Annotated in this window: 19 protein-coding genes; 7 read left to right on the top strand and 12 right to left on the bottom strand. The window is 74.5% G+C overall.

The genetic code is table 11. The annotated features are described in order from the left end of the window. Positions 1–37 precede the first annotated feature (37 nt). The 6 genes from V2J52_RS12280 to V2J52_RS12255 form a co-directional block, all read right to left on the bottom strand. Positions 38–865: a DUF4097 family beta strand repeat-containing protein gene (locus V2J52_RS12280; RefSeq protein ID WP_331228006.1), complete on the bottom strand. Its 828-nt coding sequence runs from the start codon at positions 863–865 to the stop codon at positions 38–40. Between the two features lie 28 nt (positions 866–893). Continuing rightward, a complete protein-coding gene (locus tag V2J52_RS12275; RefSeq protein WP_331228005.1) occupies positions 894–1,040 on the bottom strand; it encodes a hypothetical protein in 147 nt (48 codons plus the stop codon). Beyond that, the gene (locus tag V2J52_RS12270) at positions 1,040–1,162 is read right to left on the bottom strand and encodes a hypothetical protein (RefSeq protein WP_331228004.1); all 123 of its coding nucleotides are present in this window, start codon (positions 1,160–1,162) and stop codon (positions 1,040–1,042) included. The genes V2J52_RS12275 and V2J52_RS12270 overlap by 1 nt, the downstream gene beginning before the upstream one ends. Before the next feature lie 13 nt (positions 1,163–1,175). Then, the gene (locus V2J52_RS12265) at positions 1,176–1,688 is read right to left on the bottom strand and encodes a histidine kinase (protein WP_331228003.1); all 513 of its coding nucleotides are present in this window, start codon (positions 1,686–1,688) and stop codon (positions 1,176–1,178) included. A gap of 95 nt (positions 1,689–1,783) precedes the next feature. Then, positions 1,784–2,482: an AMIN-like domain-containing (lipo)protein gene (locus V2J52_RS12260; protein WP_331228002.1), complete on the bottom strand. Its 699-nt coding sequence runs from the start codon at positions 2,480–2,482 to the stop codon at positions 1,784–1,786. Further along, the gene (locus V2J52_RS12255; RefSeq protein WP_331228001.1) at positions 2,479–3,789 is read right to left on the bottom strand and encodes a trans-sulfuration enzyme family protein; all 1,311 of its coding nucleotides are present in this window, start codon (positions 3,787–3,789) and stop codon (positions 2,479–2,481) included. The genes V2J52_RS12260 and V2J52_RS12255 overlap by 4 nt, the downstream gene beginning before the upstream one ends. A gap of 122 nt (positions 3,790–3,911) precedes the next feature. Here V2J52_RS12255 and V2J52_RS12250 point away from each other — a divergent pair, with 122 nt between their 5' ends. After that, entirely contained in the window at positions 3,912–5,099 is a 1,188-nt protein-coding gene (locus V2J52_RS12250) for a D-alanine--D-alanine ligase family protein (protein WP_331228000.1), read from the top strand. Positions 5,100–5,149: 50 nt separating this feature from the next. Here V2J52_RS12250 and V2J52_RS12245 read toward each other — a convergent pair whose 3' ends face one another. Beyond that, positions 5,150–5,683: a DUF3515 domain-containing protein gene (locus tag V2J52_RS12245; protein WP_331227999.1), complete on the bottom strand. Its 534-nt coding sequence runs from the start codon at positions 5,681–5,683 to the stop codon at positions 5,150–5,152. A 59-nt stretch (positions 5,684–5,742) separates the two neighbouring features. On the opposite strand from V2J52_RS12245, the gene V2J52_RS12240 reads away from it, so the two are divergent. Further along, positions 5,743–6,840 (top strand): thiamine-phosphate kinase, encoded by a 1,098-nt coding sequence (locus V2J52_RS12240; RefSeq protein WP_331227998.1) that lies wholly within the window; start codon positions 5,743–5,745, stop codon positions 6,838–6,840. 7 nt (positions 6,841–6,847) lie between these two features. On the opposite strand, the gene V2J52_RS12235 is transcribed toward V2J52_RS12240, so the two are convergent. From V2J52_RS12235 to rpmB, 3 genes are all read right to left on the bottom strand, one after another. Then, on the bottom strand, positions 6,848–8,557 hold the full coding sequence (locus V2J52_RS12235; RefSeq protein WP_331227997.1) for a carboxylesterase/lipase family protein: 1,710 nt from the start codon (positions 8,555–8,557) through the stop codon (positions 6,848–6,850). A gap of 234 nt (positions 8,558–8,791) precedes the next feature. Further along, positions 8,792–9,352 carry a GNAT family N-acetyltransferase gene (locus V2J52_RS12230; protein WP_331227996.1) on the bottom strand — a complete coding sequence of 187 codons (561 nt, stop codon included), beginning with the start codon at positions 9,350–9,352 and terminating at the stop codon, positions 8,792–8,794. Between the two features lie 131 nt (positions 9,353–9,483). Beyond that, positions 9,484–9,675, bottom strand: a complete 192-nt coding sequence (gene rpmB, locus V2J52_RS12225; protein WP_331227995.1) for a 50S ribosomal protein L28 — start codon at positions 9,673–9,675, stop codon at positions 9,484–9,486. 279 nt (positions 9,676–9,954) lie between these two features. Here rpmB and V2J52_RS12220 point away from each other — a divergent pair, with 279 nt between their 5' ends. Then, positions 9,955–11,550 carry a DAK2 domain-containing protein gene (locus tag V2J52_RS12220; protein WP_331227994.1) on the top strand — a complete coding sequence of 532 codons (1,596 nt, stop codon included), beginning with the start codon at positions 9,955–9,957 and terminating at the stop codon, positions 11,548–11,550. After that, positions 11,547–13,931, top strand: coding sequence for an ATP-dependent DNA helicase RecG (locus tag V2J52_RS12215; RefSeq protein WP_331227993.1), 2,385 nt, complete (start codon positions 11,547–11,549; stop codon positions 13,929–13,931). Before V2J52_RS12220 ends, V2J52_RS12215 begins: the two co-directional genes overlap by 4 nt. A gap of 30 nt (positions 13,932–13,961) precedes the next feature. On the opposite strand, the gene V2J52_RS12210 is transcribed toward V2J52_RS12215, so the two are convergent. Continuing rightward, entirely contained in the window at positions 13,962–14,972 is a 1,011-nt protein-coding gene (locus tag V2J52_RS12210) for a zinc-dependent alcohol dehydrogenase (protein WP_331227992.1), read from the bottom strand. Then, entirely contained in the window at positions 14,969–15,874 is a 906-nt protein-coding gene (locus V2J52_RS12205) for an SMP-30/gluconolactonase/LRE family protein (protein WP_331227991.1), read from the bottom strand. The genes V2J52_RS12210 and V2J52_RS12205 overlap by 4 nt, the downstream gene beginning before the upstream one ends. Positions 15,875–16,008: 134 nt before the next feature. Between V2J52_RS12205 and V2J52_RS12200 the strand changes: the two genes are divergently transcribed. From V2J52_RS12200 to rsmD, 3 genes are read left to right on the top strand one after another with little or no spacing between them, the layout of a single operon-like run. Continuing rightward, the gene (locus tag V2J52_RS12200; RefSeq protein ID WP_331227990.1) at positions 16,009–16,698 is read left to right on the top strand and encodes an ABC transporter ATP-binding protein; all 690 of its coding nucleotides are present in this window, start codon (positions 16,009–16,011) and stop codon (positions 16,696–16,698) included. Continuing rightward, complete coding sequence (locus V2J52_RS12195) at positions 16,695–18,281, top strand: DUF6297 family protein (RefSeq protein WP_331227989.1); 1,587 nt, start codon at positions 16,695–16,697, stop codon at positions 18,279–18,281. The genes V2J52_RS12200 and V2J52_RS12195 overlap by 4 nt, the downstream gene beginning before the upstream one ends. Positions 18,282–18,307: 26 nt before the next feature. After that, positions 18,308–18,859 carry a 16S rRNA (guanine(966)-N(2))-methyltransferase RsmD gene (rsmD, locus tag V2J52_RS12190; protein ID WP_331227988.1) on the top strand — a complete coding sequence of 184 codons (552 nt, stop codon included), beginning with the start codon at positions 18,308–18,310 and terminating at the stop codon, positions 18,857–18,859. Positions 18,860–18,868 lie beyond the last annotated feature (9 nt).

Below are 18,868 nucleotides of genomic sequence, written 5' to 3'. Positions count from 1 at the left end.
GCGGCGCCTGAGGGGCACCCGCCGCCGCGGGATCCGCTCAGGCGCGGCTGATCTGGATGTCGCCGCTGACCGTGCCGAGCCGTAGCTCGAGCCGCTGCTCGTCAGGCAGTGGCTCCGTGGCCGACTCCAGCGAGGAGCGCATCCGCCCGGAGATGGTGGTGCAGTCGAGCAGGACCGCCGCGCCGCGCACCACCGCCACGGAGACGTTCCCGGAGGTGGCCCGCAGCTCGAGCTCGCCGGCCTCGGCGCGCCACACGTTGACGTCGCCGGAGGCGGTGCGCGCGGCGACGGCGCCGTTGGCCCGGTCGACGCTCACCGAGCCGGAGCCGCTCGTGGCCGTGAGGTGCGAGGCGACGTCGACCGTCACGTCACCCGACCCGGTGCGGGTGGACAGCGACTCCCGGACGGTGCCGACCGCGACGTCGCCTGATCCGGTGGTGATCCGGCCGGTGCCCAGCCAGGCGACCTGGACGTCGCCTGAGCCGGCGGTGACCTCGACCTCGGCCGCCTCCGCGAGGGAGACGTTCCCCGAGCCGGTCCTCACCGAGGCGCGAGTCAGCGGAGCGGTGCAGGTGATGTCGCCGGAGCCGGTCCCGACCTGGAGGCTGGACCCGGGGGGCACCGCCACGTAGATGCAGGTAGCGCCGCGGGAGAAGAACCGGGGCAGGCGCGTCTCGATGTGGAGCACGCTCCCGGTCAGCTCGACGACCGTGCCGGCGGCGAAGGCGCCGCGCTCGGCGGCGTCACGGCTCGACTCCAGACGGACGGTCGCGGTGCCGGGCTCAGCCGCGGTGACGACGAGGTCGGAGGAGCGGACAGTGGCCCGGACCTGGATCGGACCGGCAACGGTGAACTCGTGGTTCATGGCGAGATCCTTGCGGTGGCTCGGGCCCTCACAGCGACTGCTCGTCGGTGCGGCGGCGGGCGGGATGGAACGGGGTGGTGCGCACGCGGACCGCGGCGGCGTGCCGCTGGCGGCCGTCGGCCTCGCGAACGAGGTCGCGTGCGACGGCCGGGTCCGGGTCGAACCACTGGTCCATCACTGCTCCTCGGGGGTGCTGCGGCGCCGGGGCCGGCGGTAGCTGCGGGCCGGGTGCCGTCGCGCGGCGCTGGTCGCCCGGATGTAGGCGGCGGCATCGATGCCGAACAGTCGTGGATCCATGGTGCTGGCCTTCCTAGCGGGCCCAGCCGGTCAGGCGCCGGCCGGTGGTGGACTGGGGTTCGGAGGCGGGGCGGGCGCCGGTGAGCTGGGCCTGCGCGGCGCGGACCAGCCAGGTGTTGACGGAGACGCCCTCACGGGCAGCGGCGTCCTCGACCCGCTCCTTGACGTTCTCCGGCAGCCGGAGCGAGACCCGGGCGGTGGCGCCCTCACCGTCGTCGGGCGCGGGGGGTGGCGGTGGGGCCGGCGGCACGGGCGGGACCGGGACGGTCGGGTCCTCCGCGCGCGGCCGGTGCTGGACAACGATCTCCGGCTGGCCACCGCGCAGCCGGACCTCGACGACGTCACCGTCCAGCTCGACCGTCACCTCGGAGGCGATGTCGGAGGCCAGCTCCATGAGCGTGAGGCGCAGTGACGGCTCGAGGACCTGGGCGAGGTCGTCGGCGGCCTGCTGGACGGCGTCGGGCGCGGTGCGGGTCGCCGCGGTGAGCGAGTCCCGGATCCCGGAGAGGTATGCGCTGAGGTCCATGACGCCATCATGACATCATCATGATGTCACCGCAAGGGGTGGTGGCGTCAGAAGTGAGGTGGCGGTGGCGTCATGGGCGCGGCGGGGCCGCGCAGTCAGTCCTCGCGGATGTCGATGACCAGCCGGGCCGGCTCGGCCAGCGCGAAGGCACGGAACTCTGCTCGGCCGTCGTCGACGCCGATGAACAGCTGGGTCAGCCCCTCGAAGGTCCCGACGTAGTGGACCTCCTCGACGACGTCCTCGCCGTCGAGCACCATCGCGCCGTCGAGGTGGTCCTCGCCCTCGTCGGGGTAGCGGGTGCCGGTGACGTACACCTGGAGGACGGCGTCGCCGTCGACGTCGAGACGGTCGCCCTTGCCGTCGGTGATCGCCTCGTCGACGTACTCGATCCGCCAGCCGGGGACGGCGTCGCCCTCGAGGTCGACGACGACCCGGTCGAAGCCGTCGTGGTCACCCACGCGCAGCCCGACCGGCAGCAGCATCCCGCCGCTCGGTGGACCGCTCTCGGCGACGGTGGTGCTTGGCAGCCACTCGGGCAGCGAGCTGCCGGCGGTCGCCTCGGTCGTCGGCAGCTCGGGCTCGGTCGTGGCCGAGGGGGTCGGCGCTGGGTCGGTGGTGTCCGTGGGGGTGCCGGTGGCGTCGTCGGTCGGCTCGTCGGTGGCGTCGAGGTCGATCGGTGGCGGGTTGATTGTCGGGCCGTCGTCGGGCTCGGCGTCGGTGCAGGCGGTGAGGGTGAGCGCGGCGGCAACGAGCACGGCGGCCCGCCGAAGGACGAGGGTGCGGTGGGTGGTCATGGCTGCCTCTCGTCGCGGGCCGGGCCGTCGGTGCCCGGGGTGTCGCCGTCCTTGGTCGTGGTCGTGGCTGCTGCGGACCGCAGCGCGTCGGACAGGTCGGTCCACAGGTCCTCGACGTCCTCGATCCCCACGGACAGCCGCAGGAGGTCGTCGGGCACCGTGGCGGCCTCGGAGCTGAACCGGCGGCGCCGCTCGAGGCTCGACTCCACACCACCGAGGCTCGTCGCCGGCACCCACAGCCGCACGGCGGACGCGAGGGCGTCGGCCGCGGCGACCCCGCCGCGGGGCCGCAGGGTGAGGATCGAGCCGTAGCCGGTCATCTGGGCGGTCGCCCGCCGGTGCTGCGGGTGGGTGGCCATCGAGGGGTGGTTGACCGCGAGGACGTCCGGGTGCTCGGCCAGCCGGTGCGCCAGGGTCACCGCGTTCGCCTGTGACCGCTCCACGCGCAGCGCCAGCGTGCGCAGCCCGCGCAGCGCGAGCCACGTCTCCCACGGCCCCGCGATGCCGCCACCGATGTCGCGCGCCAGCCGGATCTGACGATAGATCTCGGGGTCGTTGGTGACGGCGGCGCCGAGCACGACGTCGGAGTGGCCGGCGAGGTACTTGGTCACCGAGTGGACGACGACGTCGGCCCCGAGCTCGAGCGGCTGCTGCGCCAACGGTGTGGCGAAGGTGTTGTCGACCCCGACCAGGGCGCCGGCCGCGTGCCCGGCAGCGATGAGCGCGGGCAGGTCGGCGATCTCGAGCATCGGGTTGGTGGGCGTCTCCACCCAGACCAGCGACGTCGGACCGGCGTTGATCGCCTCGATGACGGCCGCGGTGTCGGCGATGTCCACCTCGACGACGTCGACGTCGCTGCGCTGCGCGAGACGGCGGGCTGCGACGAGCGAGGCGTGGTAGCTGTGCCGGGGCACGACGAGGCGCGTCCCCGGCCGGGTGAGGTCGAGCGCCGCGGAGATCGCGGCCATCCCGGAGGCGAAGACCAGTCCGGGCTCGCTCGCCCGCTCGAGGCCGGCCAGCGCCTCCTCGAAGGGCTCCCAGCTCTCCGTGCCGAGCCGGGTGTAGACCCGCCCGCCGGGCGCGACCTCGCCGCGGCCGATGTACGTCGACGACATCACCACCGGCGGGTTGACCGGCTCGCCCTCGTCCCGCGGCGGCCGACCGGCGACGACGGCGTACGTCGCCGCGGCGAGCCGCCGTGCGTCTGGCGGAGACGAGGCGTCGCGGTCCGCCGGCGAGGCTCCCGCGGTGGGAACCGCGGGAGCGCTGGTGCCGTCGTGGGGGCTGGTCGGCGAGGTCTCGGTCACCGGTCCAGCGTAGGCCGGTCCGGTGCCTGCGGCCCACGCGGCTCGCGTGACGCCCGAGGCTGGACCGGCTCGCCGTCGTCGCTGGGGCAGCGCGTCGGGTGCTCCGGGTATCGTCACCGGCGATGAGCGAATCAACCTCGCCCGCGGCTGGCGCCGCCGGCCCCACGCCCCACGCCGCCGGCCCCGCGCCCCGTACTGCCGGCTCCGAGTCCCGCACCCGTGTCGCCCTCGTCTTTGGCGGGCGTAGCGGGGAGCACGCGATCAGCTGCGCCACCGCGGCCGGTGTCCTGCGAGCCCTCGACCGTGAGAAGTACGACGTCCTGCCGGTCGGCATCACGCGTTCCGGCCAGTGGGTGCTTGTCCCGGACGACCCCGATGCGCTCGCACTGCGCGGGGACCAGCTGCCCGAGGTCGGTGCCGCCGCCTCCGACGTGGTCCTGCCGATGTCCGACAGCTCGCGCGACCTCACGGCCACCGAGCCTGGGCAGCTGCCGGTGGTGCTCGGCGAGGTCGACGTCGTCTTCCCGGTGCTGCACGGCCCCTACGGGGAGGACGGCACGCTGCAGGGCATGCTCGAGATGGCCCAGCTGCCCTACGTCGGTTCGGGCGTGCTCGCCTCCGCGGTCGGCATGGACAAGCACTACATGAAGGTGGTCCTCGCCGGCCACGGTCTGCCGATCGGCCCGTTCACCGTCATCTCCCCGCGTCAGTGGCGCACCGACCGGGGCGCGGCGCTGGACGCCGTGGAGAGCCTCGGCTTCCCGGTCTTCGTCAAGCCCGCGCGAGCAGGCTCATCCCTGGGGATCAGCCGGATCACCAGCGCCGACGGTCTCGACGCGGCTGTCGCTGAAGCGCAGCGGCACGACCCCAAGGTCATCGTCGAGGCGGCCCTCGAGGGTCGCGAGATCGAGTGCGGGGTGCTTCAGGGCCGCGGCGACGCCTCGCCCCGTACCGCGCTGCCGGGAGAGATCGTCGTCGCCGACCACGACTTCTACGACTTCGAGTCCAAGTACCTCGGGGCCGGCGAGGTCGACCTCCGCTGCCCCGCCGACCTGCCTGACGGCGTCACCCAGCGGGTGCGCGACCTCGCGGCCCGAGCCTTCGAGGCGCTCAGCTGCGAGGGCCTCGCGCGGGTGGACTTCTTCGTCACGGACTCCGGCGCGGTGACCATCAACGAGATCAACACCATGCCGGGCTTCACCCCGTACTCGATGTACCCGATGATGTGGGACCGCAGCGGGGTCAGCTACGTCGAGCTGGTCGACGAGCTCATCCAGCTCGCACTGGAACGGCCCGTCGGGCTGCGCTGACTCCCACTGGCCCAGGACCGGCCCACCGGTCGAGGACCGGCGCGGGCGACTCAGTAGACGTCGCTGACGCCCACGCAGTGCCGCTCCGCCGGGGACAGCTCGACGGCGGGACCGAGGGAGACCAGGACGGCGGTCGGCTGGTCGCCGCCCTGCTCGGTGGGAACCACCACCTCGATGGCCGGCACCCGGCCGTAGGTGATGAACGTCCACGCGCCGTCGTCGCGCTGGGCGTGCTCGGGGATCATCGGGTCGTCGCCCTCGAGGGCGAGCCAGTCGATCGACGTGCCGTCGGCCTCGACCGTGATGCAGCGCTCGGTCGTCGGCGGGGGCGGCTCGACGCCGCAGCGCAGGCTGATCGGCGGGTCGCCCCACGCCGCGGTCGCCTGGTTGCCGATGGACCGGCGCTCGGCGTCCCCGATCGTCCCGGGCAGCACCTGAAGGACCTCCGCGCAGGCGGGGTCGGCGGCATACGTCGCCGGCGGCAGCGAGACCGGGTCCGCGCAGCCCGCCAGCAGCATTGCCGTCGCACCGAGGACGATGGCCGTGCCCGCGCGCCGTTTCGCCGGCCCTGTCGTCGTCCTCATCACGGCACTCACCGTAACCCGCCCGCGGTGCAGGTCGTGCCGCCCGGTAGCGTGGCCGGGTGACCACCCGTCAAGGCCCGGACCGTCCACCCCTCACCGTGGCCGACCTCAGCGAGGGCGAGCTCCTCGCCCGCTTCACGCCGCTGCTGCCGCGCGGCCGGCGCACCCTCGTACCGAACGGCGACGACGCCGCGGTCGTCGCGGCACCCGACGGCCGGTTCGTCGTCTCCACCGACGTGCTCGTCGAGAACCACCACTTCCGTCGCGGCTGGGGCACCGCGCGCGACCTCGGCGCCCGTGCCGCGGCGCAGAACCTCGCCGACATCGCCGCGATGGGCGCGGTCCCGAGCAGCATGGTCGTCGCCCTCGTGCTGCCCGCGACGACGACGGTCGAGTGGGTGCTCGACCTCGCGCGAGGCCTGGCCGACGCCTGCGGGCCGATCGGCGTCGGCGTCGACGGCGGTGACCTGAGCGCCGGGGAGCAGGTCGTCGTCGCGGTGACCGTCCACGGCGACCTCGAGGGCCGGGATCCCGTGCTGCGCTCCGGCGCGCGGCCCGGGGACGTGCTGGCTCACGCCGGCGTGCTCGGTCACGGAGCCGCCGGGTACGCGGTGCTGGCGGCGCGCGATCGCGAGGACGGCAGTCCGGTGCCGGCAGCCCGGGCGGGCGGGGGCAGTGACGATCGGCCGGCGGGCGGCGGTGACTTACGTGACGACATCACCTCCGTCGTCGTCGGTGCGTTCCTGCGGCCGGACCCGCCGCTGAGCGCGGGGCCGGTGGCGGCCGACGGGGGCGCCACCGCGATGATGGACGTGAGTGACGGGCTCCTGCGCGACGCCGACCGGATGGCGCGGGCGTCGGGCGTCGTGCTCGTCCTCGACCCCCTGGCGCAGAGCGCTGCGGAGGACCTCACGATGCTCACGCCGCTCGCCCGGAGCCTCGGCGCGGATCCGGTCGTCTGGGCGCTGACCGGGGGAGAGGACCACGGGATGCTCGCGAGCTTCCCGGCCGACGCCCCCTTACCGCCCGGCTTTCGCCGGATCGGCGAGGTGCGGGAGCCGGACGAGGCTGGTCCTCGGGTGTCGACGAACGACGCCGATCTGCCCGACGAGGCAACTGGTACCGCCGGCGGTTGGGACCACTTCCGGCGGGTCTGACGCGTGCTCAGCGGTCGAACTGCTCCCAGAAGCGGAGATGGTGGACCTTCGCGACGTCCACCGGACCGATGCCGCCCGCACCGGGCGCGAGCCGTTGCACGTACGGGGCCGGCCGCGCCGGCAGGCCGCTGTCTCCGTCGATCAAGTGGTGGCGGTGGGTGCCGAACGCGGGCCACCGCGGGCCGTCGGCAGCATCGGGCCTGCCGGTCGCGGCGAAGGTCGCCCAGTACTCGATCATCTGCTCGGACAGCCGTTGCTGCTCGGGCGTGAACTGTGGCGAGTGCCCAGCGAGGTCGAAGAACGACCACAGGTCGGAGGTGTGGTAGGCGCCCATCCGCATGGGTGGTGGTCCCGGTATGCCGAGCGGCGGCGCCGGGTCGGCGAACTCGTACTGGTACACCGGCACCCGTCGCGAGAGTGTCCGCGCCACGTCGAGCTGGGAGGTCGCCCACTTGCTGTCGGTGACGATCGCGGCCCACACCGCGGCACCCGAGTCGTACTCGGCGCGGGGATACTCCGCCGACACCTTCTCCTCGTCCTGCCCGAAGGTCTCCGTCATGACGGCGTCGTAGGTCTCCTCGCTCATCGGGCCGGCCCCGTCCTCGTACATCGACACCGGCAGGGTGGACTCGTCGCGGGTGTGCCCGGACAGCACCGGCACCCGGTGGAAGCGGCCCTCGCGCAGCGCGGCCGCCGGCTCCGTGGGCAGCAGCTCGTTGCCGTAGGCCGGTTGGATGAATGCCCCGTGCCACGGCATGAGCGCCTCCACCGGCAGGTCCCGCAGGCAGGCGAGCGCTGCCGCCGGATCGTCGGTCGAGCAGCCGAGGGAAGCTGCCGCCTCCTGCCCGCGCGCCTCGACGGTCGCGGACGGCAGGAGGATCGAGTCGGCCGGCTCACCCCGGTAGACGGAGTTGGCCAGCCACTCGACGCCGCAGGACCCGCTCTGCATGATGGCCGCGTCGAACAGCCCCCCGGCCGACGGCGAGGTCAGGTGGGCGCAGCCGCTCACCGCGCCCGCGGACTGGCCGGCGATGGTCACGTTGTCCGGGTCACCGCCGAACGCCGCGGCGTTGTCCTGCACCCAGGACAGCGCCGCCTGCTGGTCGCTCAGGCCGAAGGTGCCTGAGCCGTCCAGGCCGGGGTGACCGTAGTTGCCGAAGACGCCGAGGCGGTAGTTGGTCGTCACGACGATCACGTCGCCGCCCGTCACGAGGCGCTGCGGGTCGTAGTTGTGCCCGGCCCCCATGTAGAAGCCGCCGCCGTGGAACCACACGATCACCGGCAACGGCTCATGCGACTCCCGCGCCGGGGTGGTGACGTTGAGGTACAGGCAGTTCTCAGCGCTGCTTCCCCCAGGTACCTCGCCGTCGCCCTGCGCGCAGGCGGGGCCGGGCGCGGTGGCGTCGCGCACCCCGTCCCACGGCGACGGTGGCTGCGGGTCCTGCCAACGCAGGTCACCGACCGGCGGGGCCGCGAACGGAATTCCTTGGAACCTGCGGACCTCGTCGTCGGCCGTGCCGCGCACCGCACCGTCCTCGGTCCGCACGAGGGTGTGGTCGACGGATGATGCAGGGTCGTGGTGCCCGTCTGCGGCGGCCGTGGTGCCCAGCGGGGCGGCGACCAGGACCGCGAGGGCCAGCAGTGTGACCGACCGGCGGCGCCATCGGCCGGGGTGGGTACCAGCAGCGGGTCCGGGCGGTGAGATGTGCGCGTCCATCGGGAGCTGTCCTCTCCGCGTGGGCCCGGACGGTCCATGGCACGGCGGGTCCGCAGCCCGGCGCCACGCGTCGTCGATTCCGTCGTCGTGGCGCGTCGTGCGCGTCCGACCATCGGTACCCCGCTCCCACCGGGGCCCGGCGTACCCGGTCCGTGCCGGGCACCCGACGTACGACCGGGAGCTGACCACTGTCCCTCGCCCGTACGCGGGCATCCGGTCACGTTAATGAAGGCGTCAGCCGCCGGCAACCGGAAATGCGCCCTGGTCGACCTCCGCGACGAACAGCTCGCACGTGGCGTTGTAGAACCGGTCGGTGCTGCCGTGGTGCAGCATGCCGATCCGGGTCGCGACCCGTTGGGAGGCCACGTTGTCGGCGTGCGTGACGGCGACGACGCGCTCCAACCCGCCGTCGAAGGCGTGTGTGAGCGCGCAGCCGGCGGCCTCGGTCGCGATGCTGCGGCCCCAGGAGTCGGGGTGCAGGTGCCAACCGATCTCGATCTCGCCGGACGGCTCGAGCGGCGTCGTCGGGCCGGAGGCGGGGATCTCCTTGAGCAGGAGCGTGCCGTGGCGCTCGCCGGTGCGGCGGTCGGCGACGAGCCAGATCCCGAGCACGGGGTCCTCGAGCGCCCGGTAGCGCGCCACCCGGGCCACCGCCTCGGCGCGGTCGGCCATGATGCGGGGAGCGGTCCCGATGAACTGCTGGACCTCCCACCGCGAGTACATGTCGAGGGCGAAGTCGACGTCGTCCAGGTCCCACGCGCGCAGCCGGAGGCGGTCGGTGGTGAGCTCCGGCATCGTGCCACGGTAGTCCTCGTGGTGACAGCCAGGCGCGTCGTGGGAACACCAAAAGGACCGTCCGACTTTCGTCGAACGGTCCCTCAAGCAGTGCGAGGTCCGCGTGCCCTACCGGCCACGCGTGGATGACCTCAGTGGGCGCGCTGCACCTTGCCGGCCTTGAGGCACGAGGTGCACACGTTCAGGCGCTTCGGGGTGCCGTTATCCACGGTGCGCACCCGCTGGATGTTCGGGTTCCAACGACGGCTCGTCCGCACGTGTGAGTGCGAGACGCTCTTGCCGAAGCTGGGGTGCTTGCCGCAGACGTCGCAGGTGGCAGCCACGGTCGTTCTCCTGAATCTCTTGCTGGCAACACGATCGAGCCGATCGTGGATGGTCTGTAGGCCCTCGGCGTGAACCGGAGAACCGAACCCGTGAGGGCAACCTCAGCAGGATAGCCGACGTCACCCGGCAGCCCCAAACGGCTTGGCGCGACGTCCGTCACTCCCGGTCGGCCAGACCGTGCCCGGGTCGTCCACATCATGCCCGGTGCACCGCGGTGGTGTCACCGCGACGGACTAACCTGGAGTGTCATCCAGCCCATCGCCAGGAAGGACCAGGACGTGGCCGACGCGCTGCAGGTGCTCGACGCGCGATCCGTCCGGCGCTGGTTCGAGCACGCCCTGCGCTCCGTGCTCGCCGTCCGCGAGCAGGTCGACGTCCTCAACGTCTTCCCGGTGCCCGACGGCGACACCGGCACCAACCTCGTGCTCACCCTCGCCGGTGCCGCCGACGCCGCCGCGCAGCTGCCGGCCGATGCCTCGCTCACCCGGCTCACCGCCGGCGCTGCCCGCGGCGCGCTGGTCAACGCTCGGGGCAACTCCGGCGTCATCCTCAGCCAGGCGATGCGCGGCCTGGCCCACGGCGTCGCCGGGCTGGACGAGGTCGACGGCGCCGCGTTCGCTCGCGCGCTGACGTCCGCCGCCGACGGCGCCCGCGAAGCGGTCGACCGGCCGGTCGAGGGCACCATCCTCACCGTCGCGGACGCCGCGGCCCGGGCGTCCCGCGACGTCGCGGACCAGCCGTTGCTCGCCGTCGTCCAGGCCGCCGTGCGCGCGGCGGTGACGGCGCTCGAGGACACCCGCGGCCAGCTGCCGGTGCTCACCGAGCGGGAGGTCGTGGACGCCGGCGGGGCGGGCTTCGTCATCCTCCTCGGCGCGCTCGAGTCAGTGGTCGACGGCGGTGGCCGGCTCGACGAGACCACCACCCGTCGCGCCCGCGAGACCCTCGCCGAGCTGTGGTCCGAGCCGCGGCCGGCGCTCGCCGGGCACGGCTGCAGCCTCGGCGCGAGCGTCGTCGGCGCCGGTCACGACATGTCCGACCCCGGTGGCGCCTTCGAGGTGATGTACGTCGTGCGCGCCGGGGAGCCGGCCGCGACCGAGCTGCGCGCCCGGCTGGACCGTGCCGGTGACTCCGTCGCCGTCGTCGGCGGGGTGGACGACGACGGCGACGGGCTGTGGCAGGTGCACGTCCACACCGATGATCCCGCCGCGGTGCTCGCGGACCCGTCGGTGATGACCCAGGTGTGCGTGCGGTCCCTGACCGCGCCGGCGCTGCCGGTGGTGGCCTGCACCCGTGTCCCCGCGCTGGCCGCGTCGCTCGCGCAGACCGGCGCCGGGGTGTGCGTGCACCCCGACGACGCCGGCCTGCGCCGCGCCGTCGTCGACACCGGCGCACCCGAGGTGCTCCTGCTGCCCTGCGACGACGACGCCGCCGCGCTGGCGACGAGCGTCTTCGCCAGCACCGCCGGCCCAGCTGAACCCGCCGCGCCGTCGTTCGGTGCGCGGCAGCAGGTGCACGTCCTCGACAGCCGTGACGAGGCCGTCGTGCTCGGCGTGGTCAGCGAGCTCGTCGCCGGGACGATGGCCGCCGAGGGCGACGCCGCGGACCACCGGCGCACCGCCGTCGAGGCCCTCGCCCGCAGCCGTGGCGGGGCCTGCGACGCCGCTGACGCCGGCGACGCCGTCGCGCGTCTCGCCCGTCCCGAGGACGAGCTGCTCATGGTCGTCACCGGCGCCCGGCTCGCTACCGATACTGCCGGCCGGGAGGACGTCCTCGCCGAGGTCACCGCCGCGCTCGCTCAGCGTGCGCCATCGGCGGAGGTCATCGTCCTCGACGGCGGGCAGCACCGCCCCGACCTCCTGCTGGGGGCGCAGTGAGGGCGGCCGGCACGCTCACCGCGCCGCTGTCGCGGCTCGTCGGGACCAAGACCGCCAAGGCGCTGTCCAACCTCGGTCTGGAGACCGAGGGGGACCTGCTGCGCCACTACCCCCGTCGCTACGGCGACCCGAGCCGGCTCACCGACTTCAGTGACCTGCCGCCGGGGGACCACGTCGCCGTCATCGCCCGGGTGGTGCGTACCTCGCTGCGCGGCACCCGCAACCCCCGCACCGCGATGCTCGACGTCACCATCACCGACGGACGGCGCGAGCTGCTCGCCCGGTTCTTCGGCGGCAAGGGCTTCCTCGCCAGCCGGGAGCGGGCGCTGCACGGTGACCGGCCGACGATGTTCACCGGCCAGGTCGACGTCTTCGGCGGCACCAAGATGCTGAAGAACCCCGACTACGAGTTTCTCGACAACGAGGACGACCTCGACGCCGAGGCCATCAAGCGCAAGTCGTGGCCGGTGCCGATCTACGCCGCCAGCGCGGCGCTGCCGACCTGGCGGATCAGAGGCGCGGTGCAGACCGTGCTGCAGCCGCTCACCGAGGCCGACGTGCCCGACCCGATCCCGGCCGAGCTGCGCGAGCGCGACGGCCTGCCCACCCTGCGCGAGGCGCTCCAGCTCGTCCACGAACCGCACGAGGACGCCGACTGGCGGCGCGGGCAGCACCGGCTGCGCTACGAGGAGGCGTTCGTCCTGCAGACCGCGCTCGCGGTCCGTCGCGCCGAGCTGCGGAACGTCGCGGCGATCGCCCGGCCGGCTCGCGACGGCGGCATCCGCACCACGTTCGAGGCGGCGCTGCCGTTCGAGCTCACCGCCGGGCAGCGGGAGGTCGGCGCGACGCTGGCCGCGGAGCTGGCCCGGCCGTTCCCGATGCAACGGCTGCTCCAGGGCGAGGTCGGCTCCGGCAAGACCATCGTCGCGCTGCTCGCGATGCTGCAGGTGGTCGACGCCGGGGGACAGGCGGCGCTGCTCGCCCCCACCGAGGTGCTCGCCGCGCAGCACGCTCGGTCGATCACCGCGATGCTCGGCCCGCTCGCGGAGGCCGGGATGCTCGGCGGGGCGGCCCACGGCACCCGCGTCACGCTGCTCACCGGCTCGATGCCCGCGGCGCCGCGCAAGGCCTCGCTGCTGGCGGCGGCGTCGGGGGAGGCGGGGATCGTCATCGGCACCCATGCGCTGCTGTCGGAGGGGGTGCAGTTCGCCGAGCTGGGCCTGGTCGTCGTGGACGAGCAGCACCGGTTCGGCGTCGAGCAACGCGACGCGCTGCGCGCCAAGGCGAAGGCCACCCCGCACCTGCTCGTCATGACCGCCACCCCCATCCCGCGCACCGTGGCGATGACGGTGTTCGGCGACCTCGAGACCTCGACGCTGCGGGAGATCCCCGCCGGGCGCGCCGGCGTGAAGACGTACGTGGTGCCCAAGACGCAGGGCAAGATGCGTCAGCGCACCTGGCAGCTCGCCCGAGAGCAGGTCGACTCGGGCGGCCGGGTGTACGTCGTGTGCCCCCGCATCACCGCCGCCGAGGACGACCTCGAGCCCGGCACCGACATCCCCCCACCCCCGCCCGTAGACTCGCCCCCGACAGCCGACTTGTCCCCGCCCGCAGACTTGTCCCCGACAGCAGACTTGTCCCCGACAGCAGACTTGTCGCCGACAGCGGGATTGTCCGCGGACAATCCCGCTCTCGGCGCGAGAGGGGGGCCAGGGGGACCGGGGATCGCCACCGCGGGGGGATCAGCGCTAGGGGGCGCCGTGCGGCCGCTCGCCGCGGTGGACGAGATGGCCCAGGTGCTGCGCGGGGCGCCCGCGCTGGCCGGCGTGCCGGTCGGTGAGCTGCACGGCCGGATGAGCCCGGAGGAGAAGGAGGCCGCGATGGCGGACTTCGCTTCCGGCAAGGTGCCGGTGCTGGTGACGACCACGGTCGTCGAGGTCGGGGTCGACGTCCCGGAGGCCACCATGATGGTCATCCTCGACGCCGACCGCTTCGGCATCTCCCAGCTCCACCAGCTCCGCGGCCGGATCGGCCGTGGAGCGCGCGCCGGCACCTGCCTGGCGTGGAGCGACGCTGCTTCGGACTCATCGGCGATGACCCGGCTCCAGGCATTTGCCGCGACCACCGACGGCTTCGAGCTCGCCCGGGTGGACCTCGAGCAGCGGCGCGAGGGAGACGTCCTCGGCGCGGCGCAGTCCGGTCGCGGCAGCTCGCTGCGGCTGCTGCGGGTGCTCAAGGACGGCGACGTCATCGAGCAGGCCCGGAAGGACGCCCGCCAGATCGTCGACGCGGACCCCTCTCTCGACGGTCATCCGGCGCTGGCCCAGGCGCTCGCCGAGCAGGTCGACGAGGAACGCGCGGAGTTCCTCGACCGCAGCTAGCGGCGCGGCGGGAGCGCCCACCATGCAGGCTCAGCTGATCACCGCGTGCACCTTGGGGCCCACGCCCGCGCCGGGCGGGCGCTCGCCGGCGAGGACCGGCGCGAGATCTTCGAGGTCCACCGCCGCCGCGACCAGCGGCCGTGGATCGACGGTGCCGGCGGCGTAGGCGCTGATCGCTCCCTCGAGACCGCCCGACGCGCTGAGCACGCCCACTGCGGTGACGTCCTTGAGGGCGAGCACCCGGGTGTCGAGGAGGCTCGGTGCCGAGGCGAGGCCGATGTACACCACCCGCCCGCCGGGCTCCACGAGATCGACGGCGGTCGCCGGCAGCGCCGCGGCGGTGGACGCGTCGATCACCGCGTCCCACGGGAGCCCGGGCAGCTCGGCCTGCAGCGACGCGTCGAGGAAGCCGAGCTGGCGGGCGAAGCCGAGCGAGCGCTCGCTGCGGTCCACCAGGTGCACCTCTGCGCCAGCCTCGCGGGCGAACATCGCGGCCAGCAGCCCGATGGTCCCGGCTCCCAGCACCAGCGCCCGGTCACCGGGGCGCAGCCGCGCGCCGCGGACCGCCCGCAGCGCGTTGCCGCCTGGTTCCACGAGGGCGCCGGCGGTGTCGTCGACGGCGTCGGGCAGGGCGTGGAGGGCGAACGCCGGGACGGCGACGCGCTCGGCGAGGGCACCGGCGCGCCCGCCGCGGATGCCGAGCTCGCCGCGCAGGTCGCACACGTGCTGCCGCCCGTCGCGGCACCGGCGGCACTCCTGGCAGCCGAGCATGGTGTCGGCGGTGACGCGCCGACCGAGCCAGGAGGCGTCCACGCCGTCGCCCAGCGCGGTGACGGTGCCTGCCCACTCGTGCCCGATGCGCATCGGGTACGTCGCCGCCCCCTCGTGCAGGTACTGCATCTCGCCGGTGTAGATCTCCATGTCGGTCCCGCAGATCCCGGCACGGGCGACGTCGACGACGACCTCGCCGGGCGCCGCCACCGGCTCCGCGACCTCCTCGACGCCGGCGTTGCCGGGCCCGGAGATGACGAACGCCCTCATCGGCCTCCTCCGCCCGGCCCGGGCAGGCGCCCGGACCACAGCGGCTGCGGCGCCCCGGAGACCCCCGGCTCGAGCGTGAAGAGCCGCCCAGCGTCGGGGTGACGACGCCGCCCTGCGGCGTCCAGGTCCCGGTGGGAGGTGGTGATGACGAGTGTGCTGAGCCGCGGACCGGCGAAGGCGACGCTGGAGACGAACGGGACGGGCACCTCGACGGTCGCCACCAGGCTGCCGTCGGGGGCGTACCGGCGCACCTGGCCCCCGCCCCAGATCGCCACCCACAGGTGGTCCTCGGCGTCGATCGTCATGCCGTCGGGGCGGCCGTCAGTGACGCGGAGGTGCTCGGTGCGCTCGCCGCCCGTCCCCGCCGCGGCGTCCCACGGCCGCCGGTAGATGATCTGCGCCTCGGTGTCGATGCTGTAGAGAGTCGCGTCGTCGGCGGACCACGCGAGGCCGTTGGAGAGCATGAGGTCGTCGTCGAGCACCCGGACGTCGTCGTCGACCACCACGAGCACCTCCTCGGTGGACGGCCCGTCCATCCGCAGACTGCCGACGAGGTAGCGCCCGGCAGGGTCCGGCAGGCCGTCGTTGAGCCGCCGCCCCGCGCCGGCGGGCAGCAGGACCGGGCCGTCGGTGACCTCACCGCTGCGGCGCCGGACCACCAGCCGGGTGTCGACGGCGACGATCCAGTCGCCCGCCGCCGACGGCGCCACCGCCCCCACGCGCCCGGGGAAGCTCACCTGCTCGACGACGGCGATGCGGCCGTCGGCCCCGAGCGTCCCGACGACGACGAGCCCCCGCTCGATGTCCACCCACATCAGCCGGTCGCGGGGTGCGTCCCAGAACGGCCCCTCGGCGAGCACGTAGGCGTCCTCGGTGGCGACCCGCAGATCAGTCCCGGTCATCGGTTCTCCCGTCCCTCGCCGGCGGCCGCGCCGCGACCGGCATCTTTCGCCGGCGTGATCCCGCGGCGTGACCCCACACAGTAGACGGACGGGCCGATGACCGATCCGCTGCGACGCGTCGGTAAGGTCGTGCCGTGCCCACCGAACCGCCGCTCGTCCGTGCCAGCTCGCTCAGCGTGGGCTACGGCGGCTTCCCGGTGTGCCCACCGGTCGACCTCACGCTGCGACCGGGGCAGGCACTGGCCGTCGTCGGCGCCAACGGCACCGGCAAGTCCACCCTGCTGCGCACGCTGCTGGGCCTCCAGTCGCCGCTCGGCGGGAAGGTGAGCCTCCTCGGCGCCGAGCCCGACCCGCGCGACGCCGGTTCCCGCGCGGCGATCGCGACGGTCCTCGGGGAGGACGCGTTCTTTCCCGGGCTGACCGTCACCGAGCATCTGCTCCTCACTGCGCTCGGGCACGCGCTGCCCGACGCCCGCGGCGTCGTCACCGACCTCGTCGACGAGTTCGGCCTCACCGACCGTGCCGATGCGCTGCCCTCGGCGCTCTCGTCCGGGCAGCGCCGGCGGGTGCTGCTCGCGGCCGCGTTCGTCCGGCCGCGCTCGCTGCTCGTCCTCGACGAGCCGGAGCAGCGGCTCGACTCCGGCATGCGCAACCGCCTCACCGACCTGCTCGTCGAGGAGCGCGAGATCGGCGGGGCCGTGCTGTTCGCCAGCCACGACGCCGTCGTCGTCCGCGGCGCCGCCACCAGCGTGCTGCTCCTGCACGACGACGGCGTCACCGTCGTCGACCCGGAGGCCGGCGCCGCGGCGATCGATTCGCTGTGAGCACGAGCCCGTCGCCCGCGGTGCCCGACGAGCAGGCCCCGCCGCGTGCGGTGCCGACCGGCCGCGCGGTGCGGCGCCTGACCCTCTACCTCACGAGGCTGCACGGCCAGAGCTCGTTCGGCGACCTGCTGTCCGACGTGTACACCGTGGTCCTCACCCTGGCCATCAACATCGCGATGGTTGCCGCGCTGGCCCGCAACCAGGGCGCCGCCCGCACCACGGCCCCGACCGAGGGCGCGTTGGACGTCGGCTGGGTGGCGGTCCTCGGCGGGCTCGCGGCACTGGGCCTGGGGCTGGGCATCCTCGCCCGGCTGGGGCCGGTGTCGGTCTCCGGCGCGCAGGCCGGCTGGTGGCTGCCGCTGCCGGGGGACCGGCGCTCGCTGCTGCTGCCGGCGGCGACCACGCCCGCCGCCGTCGCGGCCGGAGCCGGGGCCGTCGTCCTCGGCCTGGTGGCACTCGCGCTCGACCCGGGGCTCACCGTGCTCGGTGGCGTCGGGGCAGCGCTCGGCGGCGCCGCGGCCGGTGCCGCGCTCACCCTCGCGCTGGTGCCCGTCGAGGCGGCCGGCCGGCGGCGGCTGGTGCCCTCGGCCGGTGACGCGCTGCTCGCACTCGTGCCGATCGCCGCCATCGTCCTCGTGCTCACCACCCCCGCCGCCCCCGCCGGCGGTGGCTGGTGGACCGTCGCGGGGACCGCCGTCGTGCTCGCGGTGCTCGGCCTCGTCGCCGCCCGCGCCCGGGTCGGGCAGATCCACGACGCCGAGCTGCGCGAGCGCGGCGCCGTCTCCGGCGAGCTGCGCGGCGCGGCGATGTCGATGGACACCCGGGCGCTGGGCCGTGCGATCGGTGGTGACGCTGGTGGACGCCAGACCCGGCGGTCGACGTCGTTCCCGCTGCTCGGCCGTGCGCTCGCGAGTGGTCTCGCCCGACGGCGGGAGCTGCGCGGCGGCGTCGCGCTCGCCACCGCCGACGTCGTGCTGCTGCGTCGATCGCCGCGCGGGCTCGTCCAGATAGCGACGGGCGGCGCGCTCGCCGTCGCCGCGCTCCTGCTCCCCGAGCTGCCCGGCGCGGTGACCGCCGGGCTCGTCGTCATCGGTGGCTGGGTGGCCGCCCTGCCGACCGCCGGCGGCGCCCGCCTCGGCGAGTTCGTCCCCAGCGTCGACGCGCTGCTGCCGCTGTCGCAGCGCGCGGTGCGCGGCTGGCGCCTCGCCGTCCCCGGCGCGGTGATGGTCGGCTGGGCGCTGGTCGTGTTCGTCGTCGCCGGGTGGCGGTTCGCCGACCTCGCCGGCTGGCTGCTGCTCGGCGTGCTCGTCGCGCCGGTGTGGGCCGCCGGGGTGGTCCGCTCCGCCTACCGCCCGCCGCCGGACTGGTCCAAGCCGCTCGTCGTCACCCCGATGGGCGCCTACCACCCGGGCCTGGCGTCGGTGGCCAGCCAGGGCCCCGACATCGTGCTGCTCGGCAGCATCCCGCTCATCGTGGCAATCGTCGTCGGCCAGGTCGGCACGCTCACCCACATCTTCCAACTGGCGCTGACCGCGGCGGTGGTGGCGATCGCCGCCCGCCCGGGCAAGCCGCCGACGGACTGAGGCCCGCGCCCCGTAGGCTCGCTGCCGTGACGAGGATCGTGGCCGGCACGGCCGGTGGCCGGACGCTGGTGGTGCCCAAGGGCGCCACCCGACCGACGAGCGAACGTGTCCGCGAGGCGCTGTTCTCCCGGCTGGAGCACCTCGACGTCGTCGATGACGCCCGTGTCCTCGACCTGTACGCCGGCTCCGGCGCGCTCGGCCTGGAGGCCGCCAGCCGGGGCGCCGCCGCCGTCACGCTCGTCGACTCCGGCCGGCAGGCCGCCGAGGCGTGCCGCCGCAACGCCGCCACGCTCGGCTTCGCGCAGGTGACCACCGCCGCAGCCACCGCGCACGGCTTCCTCACCACCCAGCCGGCCACCCCGCACCACCTCGTCCTCGTCGACCCGCCCTACGACGTCGCCGAGAGCGCCCTCGCCGAGGTCCTCGCCGCCCTGGACACCGGCTGGCTGGCCGACGGCGCCGTCGTCGTCGTCGAGCGCGACCGCCGCAGCCCGGAGCCGACCTGGCCGGCCGGCCTCGAGCCCGCCAAGGAGCGGCGCTACGGAGACACGACACTGTGGTTCGCCTCCACGCCCTGAGCCGATCCG

This window comes from Georgenia sunbinii, from assembly GCF_036421875.1.
GTDB classification, from domain to species: Bacteria; Actinomycetota; Actinomycetes; order Actinomycetales; family Actinomycetaceae; genus Georgenia_B; species Georgenia_B sunbinii.
Note: the sequence above shows the minus strand (reverse complement) of the source record. Positions and strands in the feature narration are given on the sequence as shown.